This window comes from Pseudomonas entomophila (assembly GCF_029478665.1).
Taxonomy (GTDB): domain Bacteria; phylum Pseudomonadota; class Gammaproteobacteria; order Pseudomonadales; family Pseudomonadaceae; genus Aquipseudomonas; species Aquipseudomonas entomophila_F.
Map to the genome: position 1 here is coordinate 61,232 of NZ_JARPQB010000021.1, position 17,435 is coordinate 78,666.

The 17,435-nt window shown below is 64.5% G+C and carries 16 protein-coding genes and 1 tRNA gene; 8 read left to right on the forward strand and 9 right to left on the reverse strand.

Annotation, left to right across the window (positions count from 1 at the left end; all coding sequences use genetic code 11):
* Window positions 1-98: 98 nt before the first annotated feature.
* From P5705_RS12755 to P5705_RS12780, 6 genes are all read right to left on the reverse strand, one after another.
* On the reverse strand, window positions 99-542 hold the full coding sequence (locus P5705_RS12755) for a hypothetical protein (RefSeq protein ID WP_277461213.1): 444 nt from the start codon (window positions 540-542) through the stop codon (window positions 99-101).
* Between the two features lie 193 nt (window positions 543-735).
* A complete protein-coding gene (ppk2, locus tag P5705_RS12760; RefSeq protein WP_277461214.1) occupies window positions 736-1,737 on the reverse strand; it encodes a polyphosphate kinase 2 in 1,002 nt (333 codons plus the stop codon).
* 174 nt (window positions 1,738-1,911) lie between these two features.
* Window positions 1,912-1,987 (reverse strand) — tRNA-Phe (locus P5705_RS12765).
* Window positions 1,988-2,077: 90 nt separating this feature from the next.
* Window positions 2,078-2,350, reverse strand: coding sequence for an oxidative damage protection protein (locus tag P5705_RS12770; protein ID WP_110734368.1), 273 nt, complete (start codon window positions 2,348-2,350; stop codon window positions 2,078-2,080).
* Complete coding sequence (mutY, locus tag P5705_RS12775) at window positions 2,347-3,414, reverse strand: A/G-specific adenine glycosylase (RefSeq protein WP_277461215.1); 1,068 nt, start codon at window positions 3,412-3,414, stop codon at window positions 2,347-2,349. Before mutY ends, P5705_RS12770 begins: the two co-directional genes overlap by 4 nt.
* On the reverse strand, window positions 3,411-5,660 hold the full coding sequence (locus tag P5705_RS12780; RefSeq protein WP_277461216.1) for an AsmA family protein: 2,250 nt from the start codon (window positions 5,658-5,660) through the stop codon (window positions 3,411-3,413). The genes mutY and P5705_RS12780 overlap by 4 nt, the downstream gene beginning before the upstream one ends.
* A gap of 359 nt (window positions 5,661-6,019) precedes the next feature.
* Here P5705_RS12780 and P5705_RS12785 point away from each other — a divergent pair, with 359 nt between their 5' ends.
* From P5705_RS12785 to hisF, 6 genes are all read left to right on the forward strand, one after another.
* Window positions 6,020-7,678 (forward strand): OFA family MFS transporter, encoded by a 1,659-nt coding sequence (locus tag P5705_RS12785; RefSeq protein ID WP_277461217.1) that lies wholly within the window; start codon window positions 6,020-6,022, stop codon window positions 7,676-7,678.
* Between the two features lie 218 nt (window positions 7,679-7,896).
* Entirely contained in the window at window positions 7,897-8,490 is a 594-nt protein-coding gene (hisB, locus tag P5705_RS12790; protein WP_248917848.1) for an imidazoleglycerol-phosphate dehydratase HisB, read from the forward strand.
* Window positions 8,491-9,129, forward strand: coding sequence for an imidazole glycerol phosphate synthase subunit HisH (hisH, locus tag P5705_RS12795; protein ID WP_277461218.1), 639 nt, complete (start codon window positions 8,491-8,493; stop codon window positions 9,127-9,129).
* A complete protein-coding gene (locus P5705_RS12800) occupies window positions 9,130-9,390 on the forward strand; it encodes a DUF2164 domain-containing protein (protein ID WP_213658727.1) in 261 nt (86 codons plus the stop codon).
* A 27-nt stretch (window positions 9,391-9,417) separates the two neighbouring features.
* Window positions 9,418-10,155: a 1-(5-phosphoribosyl)-5-[(5-phosphoribosylamino)methylideneamino]imidazole-4-carboxamide isomerase gene (hisA, locus tag P5705_RS12805; RefSeq protein WP_277461219.1), complete on the forward strand. Its 738-nt coding sequence runs from the start codon at window positions 9,418-9,420 to the stop codon at window positions 10,153-10,155.
* A gap of 9 nt (window positions 10,156-10,164) precedes the next feature.
* Window positions 10,165-10,935: an imidazole glycerol phosphate synthase subunit HisF gene (gene hisF / locus P5705_RS12810; RefSeq protein WP_008091498.1), complete on the forward strand. Its 771-nt coding sequence runs from the start codon at window positions 10,165-10,167 to the stop codon at window positions 10,933-10,935.
* A 116-nt stretch (window positions 10,936-11,051) separates the two neighbouring features.
* Here the strand turns inward: hisF and choV are convergent, their stop codons facing one another.
* The 3 genes from choV to P5705_RS12825 form a co-directional block, all read right to left on the reverse strand.
* Entirely contained in the window at window positions 11,052-12,230 is a 1,179-nt protein-coding gene (choV, locus tag P5705_RS12815; protein WP_277461220.1) for a choline ABC transporter ATP-binding protein, read from the reverse strand.
* Window positions 12,227-13,075: a choline ABC transporter permease subunit gene (choW, locus tag P5705_RS12820; protein WP_193383931.1), complete on the reverse strand. Its 849-nt coding sequence runs from the start codon at window positions 13,073-13,075 to the stop codon at window positions 12,227-12,229. Before choW ends, choV begins: the two co-directional genes overlap by 4 nt.
* Window positions 13,076-13,156: 81 nt before the next feature.
* On the reverse strand, window positions 13,157-14,104 hold the full coding sequence (locus tag P5705_RS12825; protein ID WP_277461221.1) for a choline ABC transporter substrate-binding protein: 948 nt from the start codon (window positions 14,102-14,104) through the stop codon (window positions 13,157-13,159).
* 443 nt (window positions 14,105-14,547) lie between these two features.
* On the opposite strand from P5705_RS12825, the gene P5705_RS12830 reads away from it, so the two are divergent.
* Window positions 14,548-15,924, forward strand: a complete 1,377-nt coding sequence (locus P5705_RS12830; protein WP_277461222.1) for an L-serine ammonia-lyase — start codon at window positions 14,548-14,550, stop codon at window positions 15,922-15,924.
* Window positions 15,925-16,313: 389 nt separating this feature from the next.
* Window positions 16,314-17,420: a GlxA family transcriptional regulator gene (locus P5705_RS12835; protein ID WP_011536172.1), complete on the forward strand. Its 1,107-nt coding sequence runs from the start codon at window positions 16,314-16,316 to the stop codon at window positions 17,418-17,420.
* Window positions 17,421-17,435: the final 15 nt, after the last annotated feature.

The window sequence follows — 17,435 nt, forward strand, 5'->3', positions numbered from 1 at the left end:
CCTGTGAGGGGCGCGGCCTTTTTGTTTGTCTGGGCGGGCCCTTTCGCCGGCGAGGGGCCGTGTAGGAGCCGGCTTGCCGGCGAACAGGGCCCGGAAGGTCAGCCGAACTGCTTCTGCTGTTGCTGCTGCTTGGCCACCACCTCGGAGGCAGTGACGTAGGCATCCTGGAACTCGTCGCTCTCCAGCCAGGCCATGGTCGCGTCCTCGTCGATACCGTCGAGCCAGGCGCGGTAGGCGGTGAACACCATGACGATGTAGTCGGTGGAATGCTCTTCCTTGTGGCCCTTGAGCACCAGCGCCAGCAGCGGGTCGACCAGGAACACCGAAATCATCGGCACCAGGCCGTTTTCCTGGGCTTCCTTCATCTTCTCGAACAGGCTGTCGTAGCTGCCCGATTCCATGGCCTTGTTGAACACCTGCTCGACGCTGGCGCTGTCGCCGGCGCTGGCCTTGACCGCCTGGCCGCTGCGCACCATGCGGTTCTGCTTGGCCTTGGCGGCGGCGCGTTTGGCGCGTTTCTGTTGTTTGGTGTTGGTGGCCATGGGGCGGATCCTTGGGGTGTCTGGTAAAGGCGCGTATTGAAGCGTAGTTGCCAGGGAAACCCAAGTAGGTATTCGAGATCTCCGGGGGCGCTTTGCGCCCCTTTCGCGGCACAAGGCCGCTCCTACAGGCGATCGCGTAACTCTGTAGGAGCGGCCTTGCGCCGCGAAAGGGCTGCGTAGCAGCCCCAGCGATTCAACTGATTGGCGCCGCTGGTTCGTCTTCCTCGAACCCCCGCGAGGCCCGGCCGACCAGCAGCGGATCCGGTGCATGCGCCACGCGGTGATCCTTGCCCGGGTAATCCAGTGAATGCAGGAAGTAACGGATGCAGTTGATCCGCGCGCGCTTCTTGTCGTCCGACTTGATCACCGTCCACGGCGCATCGGCGGTATCGGTGTGAAAGAACATCGCCTCCTTGGCGGCGGTGTAGTCCTCCCATTTGTCCAGCGACTTGATGTCGATGGGCGACAGCTTCCAGTGCTTGAGCGGGTCGTCGCGGCGGGAGATGAAGCGGCGCAACTGCTCCTCGCGGTTCACCGAGAACCAGAACTTGAACAGCAGGATGCCGCTGTTGCACAGCATGCGCTCAAGGTCGGGCGCCTGGCGCATGAACTCCAGGTATTGCAGTGGCGTGCAGAAGTCCATCACCTTCTCGACGCCGGCGCGGTTGTACCAGGAGCGGTCGAAGAACACCATTTCACCGGCCGTGGGCAGGTGCTGGACATAGCGCTGGAAGTACCACTGGCCTTTCTCCTGCTCGGAAGGCTTCTCCAGGGCGACGATACGCGCGCCGCGCGGGTTCAGGTGCTCCATGAAGCGCTTGATGGTCCCGCCCTTGCCTGCCGCGTCACGGCCCTCGAACAGCACCACGATGCGCTGGCCGGTTTCCTTCACCCAGTTCTGCACTTTCAACAGCTCGATCTGCAGGTCGTGCTTGGCTTTCTCGTAGTCCTGGCGGCGCATGCGCGTGCGATACGGGTAGCTGGCCGGCAGGCGCGCCGAGGTGCTGTCTTCGTTGCTGCCCTTGCGCGCGTTGGCCACTTCCAGGGCCGCAGGCTGCTGGCTGACCTGGGTGATGGTTTCCGGTTTGCTGGCAGGTTTGCGGGCGCGTGGGCGGCGAGCGCGGAGGGTTGGCTGAGCACTGGGGGCTATGGCTTCAGCAAGCGAGGGGAGCAGCAAGGTGGATTCGTCGCTCATGGCGGTCCTTTCGATCGATTCGATTTTCCACTCGCCATGCTAGGGGGTAGCGATGGGGCGCTTCTTGATATCAATCAACAGGTCGGAACGAAAAATCACAGACAACAAAAAACCCGCACTAGGCGGGTTTCTTGTGTCGCTTCGGGTAACTTTGCAACCACCAGAAGCTGAAGGTGGTGCCCAGAGACGGAGTCGAACCGCCGACACGAGGATTTTCAATCCTCTGCTCTACCGACTGAGCTATCTGGGCGACGAGGTGCATTAAATAGATTTCCGAACCGATCGTCAACGACTTTTTTGAAAAAATTTAAATTAATTCCGTCGCTTACGTTTTCCGGGGTCAATTCGAGGGCGGAACGTAGCCTTCGGCCTGGGCGTAGTCCTCGCCGGCGAAGAACTTGTCCATCTCGGCCTGGATGAACTTGCGGTCCTCGGCGTTCATCATGTTCAGGCGCTTCTCGTTGATCAGCATGGTCTGGTGGTCCTGCCACTCCTTCCAGGCTTTCTGCGAGATGTTTTCGAAGATGTCCTGGCCCTTGGCACCCGGGTACGGTGGGCGGTCGAGGCCTGGCAGCTCTTCGTTGTACTTGCGGCACTTCACGGTGCGGGTCATGGCTTCTCTCCTGCAATCAGTTCGTCGGCCGCGCGTTGCAGCAGTTTCTTGACCGGGGCGGCGAGGCCCAGGCGCGGCGGGGTGGCGAGGTTATACCAGAGCCAGTCGGGCTCGGCCACGTGCGGCCCGACGGGGTCGACACGCACCAGCCAGGGCTCGATGGCCAGCTGGAAATGGCTGAAGGTGTGGGTCAGGCCTTCGAGGGCGTGGCTGCCGGCCAGGCGCAGGCCGTGCTGGTAGGCGAGGTCGTCGAGCTGTTCGAGGTTGTCCAGCTCCGGCAGGCTCCACAGGCCGCCCCACAGGCCGGTGGACGGCCGGCGGTAGAGCAGGATCGCGCCCTCGGGGTTGGTCAGCAGTGGCATCAGGGTCTTGCGCTGGGGCAGGGCCTTGCGCGGCTTGGGCTCGGGGTAGCGGGTCTCTTCGCCGTGCAGGTGCGCTTCGCAGCCGCGCTGCAATGGGCAGATCAGGCAACTGGGCTTGCTGCGGGTGCACAGCGTGGCGCCCATGTCCATCATCGCCTGGGTGAAGTGGTTGACCCGGGTCATCGGGGTCACGCGCTCGGCGGTGGCCCATAACTGGTTGGCCACCTTGGGCTCGCCGGGGTAGCCGGCTTGCGCGGTGAAGCGGGCCAGCACCCGCTTGACGTTGCCGTCGAGGATCGGTGCGCGCAGGCCCATGCTGATGCTGGCGATGGCGCCGGCGGTGGAGCGGCCGATGCCGGGCAACTCGGTGAGCTGCTCGACGCTGCGCGGGAACTCGCCGCCATGCTGCTCGACGACGATCCTCGCGGCCTTTTGCAGGTTGCGGGCGCGGGTGTAGTAGCCCAGGCCCGTCCACAGGTGCAGCACCTCGTCCTCCGGCGCTTCGGCCAGGGCCTGCACGGTGGGCAGGGCCTGCATGAAGCGGTCGAAGTAGTTGAGCACGGTGCTGACTTGCGTCTGCTGCAGCATGATTTCGGAAACCCATACCCGGTACGGGTTGATGCCCTGTTGCCAGGGCAGGTCGTGGCGGCCGTGCTGGTCATACCACTCCAGCACGGCGCTGGAGAACTGCTGGGGTGTCATCGCTTGAACAGCCCCTTGAGCGCATCTTTGAGTTCCGGGCTCACTTTGTCTCCGAGTTTTTCTTCGAGCTTTTCATCGATCTTGTCCTTCAGGCGGTTGCCGGCCAGCTTCGCGGCAACCTTGCCCAGGCCGTCCTGGTCCAGGCGGCAGGCCTTGGCGCCCAGCTCCAGCGGGCCACGGCAGCGCAGCGGCACTTCGATACCGGCAAAGCGCTCGTTGACCTGGCAGGCCGGGTCGGGCATGGCGCGCTGGTCGCCTTCGACGACGATGCCGACGTTGTAGTCCATGCCCAGCACGCGCAGGTCGAGGTCGCCATTGCCGTTGACGGTCAGGCCCGGGATGCGTGCCTTGAGGTCCGGGTTGCTGGCCACGCCGTTGCGGATCACCAGGCTGCCGCGCAGTTCCTGGAACGGCGTGTCCTTGCCCCGCGCCTCGCCGCTGAGCTGCTTGCGATTGAGGGTGGCGATGGCCTGGCACAGCTGCTGTTCCAGGTTGGCATTGACCAGCACGCCGTCGTTGATGGTGAAACTGGCATTGCCGTTGAGCGTGTCGACCAGCGCCTTCTGGCTGTTGCCGGTGGCGGTCAGGTCGCTGCCCAGGGTCAGCAGGCCTTTGACGGGCGGCGCCTGGTCGGGGCCTTCGCGCTTGATGAAGTGCTCCACCGGTACGCGATTGATCTTGGTGTTCACGCCGATCTGCGGCACGGCAGGGCGCACGTCGACCGTGCCCTTGGCTTCGAAGCTGCCGTTGTACAGGCCGCCACGCAGGGTTTGCAGGGTAATCAGGCCGCCCTGGCCGGTGGCCGTGAACTGGGCGTCGCTGATGGGCAGCTTGTCCAGCACCAGGGCGCCGAAGGACAGGTCGGCCTGCAGGTCGAGGGCGCGCAGGCGGTCTACCGGCAGCAGCTTGTCGTTGCTCCAGGCCTGTTGCGTCGGGGCGTTGGGCAGCGGGGTGGTGCCGGCACCAGCGACGGCGCTGGCCTCTTGCTGCTTCACTTCGGCCTGGCGCGCCGCGGTGGCGCCCTTGGCCTCGTCGCTCTTGGCCGGGAAGTAGCGGTCGGCGTCGAACTTGTCGCCCTTCAAGCGCACGCGCAGGGCCTGCTTGGCGAAATCTTCCACGGCCACGCGGCCGGTGAAGGTGCTGTCGTCCAGCTTCACCGCCAGGTCTTCCAGCGCCAGGCTGTCGCGAGTGCCATCGAGGCGGGTCACCAGCTCCAGCTTCTTGAACGCGGCCGGGTCGGCGGTGGCGGGCAGCGGGTGGCCGATGCCGTCGAGGAAGGTGCGCAGGTCGAACTGGGCGATGGACAGCCCGCCGCTGACCTGCGGCGCCTTGTCCAGGTCGCGCACATTCAGCTCGCCGAGCGCGCGCAGTTGGTTGGCCGAGACTTTCAGGCCGCTCCACGAGGCGACGTTGGCGGCCAGGTCGACCAGCACCTGGCCCTGGGCGACGAAGGTCAGGGTCTTGCCGGCCAGCGGCTCGCCCGAGGTTTCGCCGGACAGGCGCATGTCTTCGAGGTTGTAGCGCTTGAGCTTGCGGTCGAAGCGCAGCTCACCGGTGAGCTCGGTGCGCGCCTTGATGTTCGGTTGGCTGGCGCTGAGGAAAGCGCTGGCCTTGAGCGGAATGTTGATACCTTCGTGCACGGCACCGGTGCTCAGCTGGATGCTCTCTGCACCGTAGCTCTGGCCGGCCTTCTCGTCGGTGTACAGCACCCGGGCGTTGTTGACGGTCAGGCTGTCGATGTCGAGCTTGACCATGCGCTCGCTGACTTCGGGCTTGGCGGGCGGGTTGGCCGGGGCCTCGCCTGGCGTGGCGGCGGGTGCGTTGGCGGCCGTCGCATCAGGCAATGGCTTGCCGATGTCTTCCCAGTTGCCGTGGCCATTGGCGTCACGGGTCAGGGTCAGGTTCAAGCCCTCGACACGCACGTCGCTCATCTGCACTTCGCGGCGCAGCAAGGGCAGCACGCGCACTGACAAACCGAGCATCTGCAGGTCGGCGAACGGCACCTTGGGGTTGTTCAGCGTGGCGATGCTCGCCTCGTGCAGCTCCAGGCCCAGCCAGGGGAACAGGCTCCAGCCGATGTCGCCATTGAGGGTGAGCTCCACATGGGCCTTGTCGCGGGCCAGCTGGCGGATCTCGTCTTTGTAGTCGTTGGGATCGAAGAGGTGGGTCAGGGCGAAGCCCAGCGCCACGATGATCAGCAACAACCCGAGCAGCCCCAGCCCCAGGATTTTGCCGAACGCTTTCATGGGCGAGTCCTTGTAGTCCGAAAGTGAAATTCAGCGGCGAGTATAGCGCCGTGGCGCCTGGCTCTGCGCATTCGACGTTTCGACCGTGCGTGGGTGGACCGGTTCGCCGGCAAGCCGGCTGCTACCGAAGCCCGTAGGAGCCGGCTTGCCGGCGAACCCGGTTGAAATACCGTTTCAGCTGACGAAAAAAACACGATATCAGATTGCTTTCATGCCACCGGCTGCTGGTACTCTTGCGCCGCCCGTGGAGCCCCGCGACCCATTGTCGCGGGGTGCCGACCGAAGCGGCCGGGCTGCCTTGCGTGCAGCCATACAGAGCCCTCCGCGAGCACCGCCCACCTACAAAAAAGGAACAACCCATGAACAGCAGTATCACGGCGGGAGCGGCGGCGAGCACGCCGGGCTTCCTGTCGAAGGAGCGCATCATCGCCCGCCCGGGCTTCAACCGCTGGCTGGTACCGCCGGCGGCCCTGGCCATCCACCTGTGCATCGGCATGGCCTATGGTTTCTCGGTGTTCTGGTTGCCGCTGTCCCAGGCCCTGGGCGTCAGCGCGCCGGTGGCCTGCGCCGCGGACATGGGCTTCGTCGCCCGCCTGTTCAGCGCCGAGTGCGACTGGCCGATCTCCATGCTCAGCTGGATCTACACCCTGTTCTTCGTGTTCCTCGGTTGCTCGGCCGCGGTGCTCGGCGGCTGGTTGGAACACGCAGGCCCGCGCAAGGCCGGCCTGGTGTCGGCGCTGTGCTGGTGCGGCGGCCTGCTGATCTCGGCGATCGGCGTGAAGACCCACCAGCTGTGGCTGATGTGGCTGGGTTCGGGGGTGATCGGGGGGATCGGCCTGGGGCTGGGTTACATCTCGCCGGTATCGACGCTGATCAAGTGGTTCCCGGACAAGCGCGGCATGGCCACCGGCATGGCGATCATGGGCTTTGGCGGGGGTGCCATGGTGGGCGCGCCGCTGGCCACCGCGCTGATGGGGCATTTCTCCAGCCCGACCGAGGTGGGCGTGTGGCAGAGCTTCGTCGCCATGGCCGCGATCTACTTCGTGTTCATGACCGCCGGCGCCCTGGCCTACCGCGTGCCACCGACCGGCTGGAAGCCTGAAGGCTGGACCGCACCGGCGAAGAAGGCCAATGCCATGGTCACCGACCGTCACGTGCATGTCAGCGTGGCCTGGAAAACCCCACAGTTCGCGTTGGTGTGGCTGGTACTGTGTCTGAACGTCTCGGCGGGTATCGGTATCCTTGGCATGGCGTCGCCGCTGTTGCAGGAGGTGTTTGCCGGCAAGTTGCTGGGCAACGAGCTGACCTTCGGCGAGCTGAATGCCGCGCAGTTGGCGCAGATTGCCGCCATCGCCGCAGGCTTCACCGGCCTGCTCAGCCTGTTCAATATCGGCGGGCGTTTCTTCTGGGCGTCGTTCTCCGACTACATCGGCCGCAAGAACACCTACTTCGCTTTCTTCGCCCTGGGCGTGGGGCTGTACAGCCTGGTACCGAACATGGGGCATATCGGCAACGTGGCGCTGTTCGTAGCCGCGTTCTGCATCATCCTGTCGATGTACGGCGGCGGCTTTGCCACCGTGCCTGCGTACCTGGCCGACCTGTTCGGCACACAGATGGTCGGCGCCATTCACGGTCGCCTGCTGACTGCCTGGGCGGCGGCCGGCGTGCTGGGGCCGGTGTTGATCACCTACCTGCGCGAGGCGCAGTTGGCGGCGGGCGTGGAGCGCGCCGCGGCCTACGACATGACCCTGTACATCCTGGCCGGCCTGCTGGTGCTGGGCTTCATCTGCAACATGCTGGTGCGGCCGGTGGCGGACAAGTACTTCATGACCGACGCGGAACTGGCCGCCGAGCGGGCCTTGAGCCACGACAAGGGCGCGGATTCTGCCCGTGCGCTGGAATGGCATGCGGCGCCGGGCAGCCTGCCGCTGGTGCTGCTGGCCTGGGCCGTGGTGGTGATTCCGCTGGCCTGGGGGGTGTGGGTCACCTTGCAGAAGACGGCCGTGTTGTTTCATTGATTGATGTTTGAGGCTGTTCGCCGGCAAGGCCGGCTCCTACAGGGTGCGATGCGACCGTAGGAGCCGGGCTTGCCGGCGAAAGGGGCGGTTGTATAGACCTGTAGGCCTGTCCAACCCCCGTAATTGCTTGCTCCGCCATATGTCATCCGCGTTTCAAGCCGGCGCATTCTGGGCCTATAATGGAACCCTTTTCGCCCAATGATTTTGCGGAGCTGGTGATGGTCGAACGTAAGGCTTCCGTCGAGCGCAATACCCTGGAAACCCAGGTCAAGTGCTCGATCAACCTCGATGGCAGCGGCAAGGCCCGATTCGATATCGGCGTGCCTTTCCTTGAACACATGCTCGACCAGATCGCCCGGCATGGGCTGATCGATCTGGACATCGAGTGCAAGGGCGACCTGCATATCGATGACCATCATACCGTCGAGGATGTCGGCATCACCCTCGGCCAGGCCTTCGCCCAGGCCATTGGCGACAAGAAAGGCATCTATCGCTACGGCCACGCCTACGTGCCGCTGGACGAGGCCCTGTCGCGAGTGGTCATCGACTTCTCCGGCCGCCCGGGCCTGCAGATGCACGTGCCGTACACCCGCGCCAGCGTCGGCGGCTTCGATGTCGACCTGTTCCAGGAGTTCTTCCAGGGTTTCGTCAACCACGCCCTGGTAACCCTGCACATCGACAACCTGCGTGGCCACAACACTCACCACCAGATCGAGACCGTGTTCAAGGCCTTCGGCCGCGCGCTGCGCATGGCCATCGAGCAAGACGCGCGCATGGCCGGGCAGATGCCATCGACCAAAGGGTGCCTGTAAATGCAGACGGTAGCCGTAATCGACTATGGCATGGGCAACCTGCACTCGGTGGCCAAGGCCCTGGAGCATGTGGGCGCCGGCAAGGTGCTGGTGACCAGCGACGCCGCGGTGATTCGTGAAGCCGACCGCGTGGTGTTCCCGGGCGTCGGCGCGATCCGCGACTGCATGGCCGAGATCCGCCGCCTGGGCTTCGACAGCCTGGTGCGCGAAGTCAGCCAGGACCGCCCGTTCCTCGGCATCTGCGTGGGCATGCAGGCGCTGCTCGACCACAGCGAGGAGAACGACGGTGTCGATTGCATCGGCCTGTTCCCCGGCCAGGTACGCTTCTTCGGCAAAGACCTGAAGGAAGACGGCGAGCACCTGAAAGTGCCGCACATGGGCTGGAACGAGGTCAGCCAGGCCATCGACCACCCGCTGTGGCACGACATCCCTGATCGCGCGCGCTTCTACTTCGTGCACAGCTACTACATCAATGCCGGTAAGCCGGGCCAGGTGGTCGGTCGCGGCCACTATGGCGTCGACTTCGCCGCCGCGTTGGCCGACGGCTCGCGCTTCGCCGTGCAGTTCCATCCGGAGAAGAGCCACACCCACGGCCTGCAACTGCTGCAGAACTTCGTCGCCTGGGATGGGCGCTGGTAAATGAGCCGGTCGAAGACCAAGGCCCCGATCATCACGTTGGCCCCGGAGCAGGAGCGCGAGGCGCTCGACAAGCTCAAGCGCTTCCTCGAAGACCGTTTCGAGCTGGAGCTGGGGTCGTTCGAGGTGGCCGAGGTCCTCGAGCTGTTTTCCAGGGAAGTGGCTCCGTATTACTACAACAGGGCGATTGCCGATGTTCAGCTGCACCTCAAGGAGCGGTTCGAGAGCATCGAAAGCGACCTGTGGGCGCTCGAGAAGCCCTGAACTCAACGAACAAGACAGGTCATCAAGATGCTGATTATCCCCGCTATCGATCTCAAGGACGGTGCCTGCGTACGTCTGCGCCAAGGCCGCATGGAAGACTCCACCGTATTCTCCGACGACCCGGTGAGCATGGCCGCCAAATGGGTCGAGGGTGGCTGCCGCCGCCTGCACCTGGTCGACCTGAACGGCGCCTTCGAAGGCCAGCCGGTCAACGGTGAAGTGGTTACCGCGATTGCCAAGCGCTACCCGAACCTGCCGATCCAGATCGGCGGCGGCATCCGCTCGCTGGAAACCATCGAGCACTACGTCAAGGCGGGCGTCAGCCACGTGATCATCGGCACCAAGGCGGTCAAGCAGCCGGAGTTCGTCGCCGAAGCGTGCAAGGCCTTCCCGGGCCGGGTCATCGTCGGCCTGGACGCGAAAGACGGCTTCGTCGCCACCGACGGCTGGGCCGAAGTGAGCTCGGTGCAGGTCATCGACCTGGCCAAGCGTTTCGAGGCCGATGGCGTCTCGGCGATCGTCTACACCGACATCGCCAAGGACGGCATGATGCAGGGCTGCAACGTGCCCTTCACCAAGGCCCTGGCCGAAGCCACCTCGATTCCGGTGATCGCCTCGGGCGGCATCCACAACCTGGGTGACATCAAGGCCCTGCTGGAGGCGAAAGCCCCTGGCATCATCGGCGCCATCACCGGCCGCGCCATCTACGAAGGCACCCTCGACGTCGCCGAGGCCCAGGCCTTCTGCGACAACTTCAAAGGCTGAGGAACGACCATGGCACTGGCCAAGCGCATCATCCCTTGCCTGGACGTGGACAACGGCCGGGTGGTCAAGGGCGTCAAGTTCGAGAACATCCGCGATGCCGGCGACCCGGTGGAGATCGCCCGTCGCTACAACGAGCAGGGCGCCGACGAGATCACCTTCCTGGATATCACCGCCAGCGTCGATGGCCGTGACACCACCCTGCATACCGTCGAACGCATGGCCAGCCAGGTGTTCATCCCGCTGACCGTGGGCGGTGGCGTGCGCACCGTGCAGGACATCCGCAACCTGCTCAATGCCGGTGCCGACAAGGTATCGATCAACACTGCGGCGGTGTTCAACCCGGAATTCGTGGGCGAGGCGGCGGACCGTTTCGGTTCGCAGTGCATCGTCGTCGCCATCGACGCCAAGAAGGTCTCCGGCCCGGGTGAAACGCCGCGCTGGGAGATCTTCACCCATGGCGGGCGCAAACCCACCGGGCTGGATGCGGTGGAGTGGGCGAAGAAGATGGAAGGGCTGGGGGCTGGTGAAATCCTGCTCACCAGCATGGACCAGGATGGCATGAAGAACGGTTTCGATCTGGGGGTTACCCGGGCGATCAGCGATGCGCTGGGGATTCCGGTGATCGCCTCAGGTGGTGTGGGCAACCTGCAGCACCTGGCGGACGGGATCCTGGAAGGGCATGCCAGCGCGGTGCTGGCGGCGAGCATCTTCCACTTTGGTGAGTACACCGTGCCGGAAGCGAAGGCCTACATGGCTTCGCGTGGGATTGTCGTGCGCTGAACCATGATGGGGGCTGCTTTGCAGCCCATCGCGGCTGAAGCCGCTCCTACAGAAAACGCGTGATCCTTGTAGGAGCGGCTTCAGCCGCGATGGGCCGCCAAGCGGCCCCCATGCCATCACCCGTGATTCTTGCCGAGCAACGCGTGATACAGCTCGGTATCCCCGAGAATCCCCACCACCTTGTCGTTATCCTGCAACACCAGCTTGTTGCCGGTCTGGTAACGAATCCGCAGCGCCTCGCGCATGCCGATATCGGCGTGCACCACGGTCGGCCTGCGCTCCAGCAGCTCGACGTCCTGCCCTGGCGCCCAGTTCTGCATGTCCAGCCCGTTCTGGCCCTGGCGCGCGCGCTTGATCGAGTTGCCTTCGCCAAGGTCCAGCCATGAGTCGATACCCGGGTCCAGGCACACCGAGCCATTGACCCGCCTGCAGTTGTCCAGGCTGCGCATCAGGCTGCGGCCGCACAGCACGTTGAGCGGGTTGGTGTGGGCGACGAAGGTGCGCACGTACTCGTCGGCCGGGTTGAGCACGATGTCCTCCGGCTTGCTGTACTGGATGATCCGCCCGTCTTTCATGATCGCGATGCGGCTGCCCAGCTTCAGGGCCTCGTCCAGGTCGTGGCTGACGAACACGATGGTCTTGCTCAGCTTGCTCTGCAGGGCCAGCAGTTCGTCCTGCAGGCCCTGGCGGATCAGCGGGTCGAGGGCCGAGAACGGCTCGTCCATCAGCAGGATGTCGGCGTCCATCGCCAGCGCCCGGGCCAGGCCCACGCGCTGTTGCATGCCCCCGGAGAGCTCGTCGGGCTTCTTGTTGCGCCATTGGGTCAGGCCGACCAGCTCGAGTTTCTCGTCGACCAGCTTGCGCCGTTCCTTCTCCGGGCGGCCCTGCATCTCCAGGCCGAAGCTGATGTTCTCGCGCACGGTCAGCCAGGGCATCAGGGCGAACTTCTGGAATACCATGGCGATGCGCTTGGTGCGCATCATCTTCAGCTCGGCCGGGGTGCAGTGGGCGATGTCGATGTGCTTGCCTTCATGCTCGACGAACAGCTTGCCGCGGCTGACGGTGTTCAGGCCGTTGATGCAACGCAGCAGGCTGGACTTGCCGGAGCCGGACAGGCCCATCAGCACGCAGATCTCGCCCTTGTTGATGTCCAGGTTGGCTTTCTCGACGCCGACCACCAGGCCCGTCTGCTTGAGAATCTGTTCGCGGGTCTTGCCCTGGTCGAGCAGCGACAGCGCTTCGCGCGGCTTGGTGGAGAAGATGACGTCGACGTCTTCGAAACGAATGATGCTCATGCCTCACCCCTTACCGGCAGTTCCGGTTGCTTGCAGATTCGGTCGAGCATGATCGCCAGCAGCACGATGGCCAGGCCCGCTTCGAAGCCCAGGGAGATATCGGCGGTGTTCAGTGCGTTGACCACGGGTTTGCCCAGGCCGTCGGCGCCCACCAGGGCGGCGATCACCACCATCGACAGCGACAGCATGATGCACTGGGTGATGCCGGCGGCGATGCTCGGCATGGCGTGGGGCAGTTCGATGCGGGTCAGCAACTGGCGGCGCGAGCAGCCGAACGCCTTGCCGGCGTCAAGCAGCTCCTGCGGCACGTCGCAGATGCCGAGGTAGGTCAGGCGGATCGGCGCGGCGATGGCGAATACCACGGTGGAAATCAGCCCCGGCACCACGCCCAGGCCGAATAGCGTGAGCGTGGGGATCAGGTAGACGAAGGTGGGCACGGTCTGCATCAGGTCGAGCACCGGGCGCATGGCGGTGTAGAACATCGGTTTGTGCGCGGCGGCGATGCCCAGCGGCACGCCGATGACCACGCAGACCACCGTGGCGAAGGTCACCTGCGCCAGGGTTTCCATGGTTTCCTGCCAGTAGCCCAGGTTGAGGATGAGCAGGAACGACAGGGCGACGAAGACGGTGAGGGCCCACTTGCGCTGGATCAGGTGCGCGAGAGCGGCAAACAGGGCGATGAGCACGAACGGGTTGAACCAGGTCAGGGCGCTGGTGACGCCATGGATCATGAACTCCAGGCCCTGGGCGATAGCGTCGAAGTAGCTGGCGCCGTTCTGGGTCAACCATTCGACGAATGAGGCGATGTACTGCCCCAAGGGTATTTTCTGATCGATAAGCATGATAGCGAGCTTCCACCTGCAAAGATTGAAATCAGTCCGGGGCGGGCACGGTCCCGCCCCGCGGTGTTGCCATTGCGTCTTGCGTTATTGCGTCAGTTTGGCCTTGGCCGCCTCAAGGCCGGGTTTGCCATCCACGGTGGTCACGCCGGCCAGCCAGGTGTCGAGCACTTGCGGGTTGCTCTTCAGCCACGCCTTGGCGGCGGCATCGGCTTTCATCTTGTCGTCCAGGACCTTGCCCATCAGCTCGCTTTCCATGTCGAGGGTGAACGACAGATTCTTCAGCAGTTGCCCGACGTTGCTGCATTCCTGCGCGTAGCCCTTGCGGGTGTTGGTGAGCACGGTGGCCTTGCCGAAATCGGGGCCGAAGTACTCGTCGCCGCCGGTGAGGTACTTCATGGCGAAGCGCTTGTTCATCGGGTGCGGTTCCCAGCCCAGGAACACCACCGCCTCGCCGCGTTTCTGCGAGCGGTCGACCTGCGACAGCATGCCCGCCTCGCTGGACTGCACCAGCTTGAAGCCGGCGCTCTTCAGGCCGAAGGCATCCTTGTCGATCATGCTCTGGATGGTGCGGTTGCCGTCGTTGCCGGGTTCGATGCCGTAGATCTTGCCGCCCAGCGCGTCCTTGAACTTGACGATGTCGGCGAAGTCCTTCAGGCCCTTGTCGTACAGCGCCTGGGGCACGGCAAGGGTGTACTTGGCGTTTTCCAGGTTGGCGCGCACGGTCTCGACGGTGCCGGCGTCACGGAACTGCTTGATGTCGTTTTCCATGGTCGGCATCCAGTTGCCGAGGAACACGTCGAGGTCCTTGCCCCCGGCCAGCGACTTGTAAGTGACCGGGACCGAGATCATGTTGGTGTGGGTCTTGTAGCCCAAGGCTTCGAGCACGACGCTGGTCATGGCGGTGGTCACGGTGATGTCGGTCCAGCCGACGTCCGAGAAACGTACCGTCTGACACTGTTCGGGCTCTGCGGCCTGGGCCAGCAGCGGGGCGGACAGCAACGCGACCAGCAACAGCGAGGGTTTACCTTTCATGGATGGACTCCTGTGATTTTATCTTCGGGTTCGCGTGGGCCGCCGGGCGTTCTCAGGGCTCCGGTCGACCAGGCCTGCAGAGGGCAGGATGCGAGGCCGTGCAATACGAGTCGCTTTCGATAATCCTCCAGCGTTCGGCAATCGCCTACTGGTGGCGTCGTATCCAGTACAGGACGGGTCGCATCCAGTACGGACGATGTCGCAACTGGGTTTTTCCACCCCCGCACCTCGGTATTTACGGCGCCCGGGCGCTGGAAAACGGCGCACGCAGGGCCGGTTCAGCGGCGGCGCTGCTGGACAAAAGTACGTCGGTTGCAGACGGCGAGGGGGTGGGCAAAAGCCCGATGATGCGAGCATTCCAAGGCGGCTCGAACTTCAGCCTAGCAGTTGCGCAAGGCGGTGTTCGGCGCCGTGAGACAAGCCCATCAAGAGGTGATCCGGCCATGGCCATCAGCGTGTTCGACCTGTTCAAGATCGGTGTCGGGCCTTCCAGCTCCCACACCGTCGGCCCCATGCGTGCTGGCGCGCTGTTCGTCCAGGGGCTGCGCGAACGCGGCGAGCTGGAGCAGGTGCGGCGCGTCGAGGTGCGGCTCTATGGCTCGCTGTCGGCCACCGGTGTCGGCCACGGCACCGACAACGCCACGATCATGGGGTTGATGGGGGAGTGGCCGGACGCGATCGACCCCAGCCAGATCACCCCGCGTATCGCCGACCTGCGTGAAACCAACGTGTTGCAGCTTGATGGCCGGCGGCCCATCGAGTTCGTCTGGGGCCGCGACATGCTGCTGCTGGACGAGAACCTGCCCTACCACCCCAACGCCATGACCCTGATCGCCGAAGGCGAGGGCGGCGAGCTGCACCGCGACACCTACTATTCGGTGGGCGGCGGCTTCGTGGTCGATGCCGCGCAAGCCGCCAGCGGTGTGCTGGACGCCGACCAGACGGTGTTGCCCTACGACTTCGACAGTGCCGCCGAACTGCTGCGCCTGTGCAAGCAAAACGACCTGCGCGTGTCGCAATTGATGATGGCCAACGAAAAGGTCTGGCGCAGCGAGGCCGAGATCCGCGCCGGCCTGCTCAAGCTCTGGCAGGCCATGCAGGAATGCGTGGACAACGGCCTCAAGCATGAAGGGATACTGCCTGGCGGGCTCAATGTGCGCCGCCGCGCCGCCCGGCTGCACCGCAGTCTGCAAGAGCTGGGCAAGCCCAATGTGATCGGCTCGACCATGAGCGCCATGGAATGGGTCAACCTGTATGCCCTGGCCGTGAACGAAGAGAACGCCGCCGGCGGGCGTATGGTCACCGCACCCACCAACGGCGCAGCCGGGATCATTCCGGCGGTGCTGCACTACTACATGCGTTTCTCCGATGTGGTGGACGAGTCCAACGTGGTGGACTTCTTCCTGGGCGCGGCGGCGGTGGGCATCCTGTGCAAGAAGAACGCATCGATCTCCGGCGCCGAGGTCGGCTGCCAGGGCGAGGTCGGTTCGGCCTGCGCCATGGCCGCGGCAGGCCTGGCCGAAGTGCTGGGGGCGACGCCGCCACAATTGGAGAACGCCGCCGAGATCGCCCTGGAGCACAACCTGGGGCTGACCTGCGACCCGGTCGGCGGCCTGGTCCAGGTGCCGTGCATCGAGCGCAACGCCATTGCGGCGGTGAAGGCGATCAATGCCGTGCAGATGGCGCTGCGCGGCGACGGTGAGCATTTCATCTCCCTCGACCAGGTGATCCGCACCATGCGCGACACCGGCGCCGACATGCACGACAAGTACAAGGAAACCTCGCGTGGCGGCCTGGCGGTCAGCGTCATCGAGTGCTGATGCGCCGTTTTTGCCCACGCCTGACCATTGCGCCACATTCTGGCGCAACGGTTGTCATCTACCGGCCGTCGCCTGTCGTTACCAGCAGGGTCATTGTCGGTGACACTCAAATCTGTCGCATCTGGGCATCCTTCCCACAAGTGCTACCGAACTGCTCAGGCGTGACACGCAACGGCGCTGGCGCGCCGATTTGCGTTTAGGTCTACGCTCGTTGCTGAACCCGCTGGAAGGCGCATGGCAACGTCGCTTTTGGGTTTTATTGGATGAGCGTTCAATTTCCGGCATGCCATTTGCGTCGGGATTGGCAAAGCCCCTGCATACGAAACGGGGCCACTACAAGAACAGTGCTCGCCTGAGGCACACCCTGCATTGTGTGAGGAGAAATCGCGATGACGTCGTACACCTCCGGGACCCCAACCCAGAACCGCACAGCACCCCAGTCCATCGGCTTTCTCCTGCTGGACAATTTCACCCTGATCTCCCTGGCGTCCGCCGTCGAGCCGCTGCGCATGGCCAACCAGCTGTCCGGCCGCGAGTTGTACCGCTGGCACACGCTGACCGTCGACGGCGGCCAGGTGTGGGCCAGCGATGGCTTGCAGATCACCCCCGATGCCGCCATGCACAATGCACCACCCATGGACACCGTGATCGTCTGCGGTGGCGTGGGTATCCAGCGCACCGTCACCCGTGAGCATGTCACCTGGCTGCAGGCCCAGGCCCGCCAGTCGCGTCGCCTGGGAGCGGTGTGCACCGGCAGCTGGGCGCTGGCCTGCGCCGGGCTGCTCGACGGTTTCGACTGCAGCGTGCACTGGGAATGCCTGGCGGCGATGCAGGAGGCCTACCCACGGGTGAACATGAGCACCCGCCTGTTCACCCTCGACCGCAACCGCTTCACCAGCTCCGGCGGCACCGCGCCGCTGGACATGATGCTGCACCTGATCAGCCGCGATCATGGCCGCGAGCTGTCGGCGGCAATCTCCGAGATGTTCGTCTACGAGCGCATCCGCAACGAGCAGGACCACCAGCGCGTGCCGCTCAAGCACATGCTGGGCACCAACCAGCCGAAGCTGCAGGAAATCGTCGCGTTGATGGAGGCGAACCTGGAAGAGCCCATCGACCTGGATGAACTGGCGGTGTACGTGGCGGTGTCGCGGCGCCAGCTCGAGCGCCTGTTCCAGAAGTACCTGCATTGCTCGCCTTCGCGCTACTACCTCAAGCTGCGCCTGATCCGCGCGCGGCAATTGCTCAAGCAGACCCCGATGTCGATCATCGAGGTGGCGTCGGTGTGTGGCTTTGTTTCCACGCCGCACTTCTCCAAATGCTACCGCGAGTACTTTGGCATTCCGCCGCGTGACGAGCGCGTGGGTTCGAACACCACGCAGCAGGTGGCGATGATGCCGATCCCGCAGGCCATGGCCCTGTCGCCGCACAGCGGGCCGATGGCGGCGCTGAGCCAGGCGCGCAACGAATCGACGTTTGCCAGCGTGAGGCTTTAGGCCCATTCGCCGGCA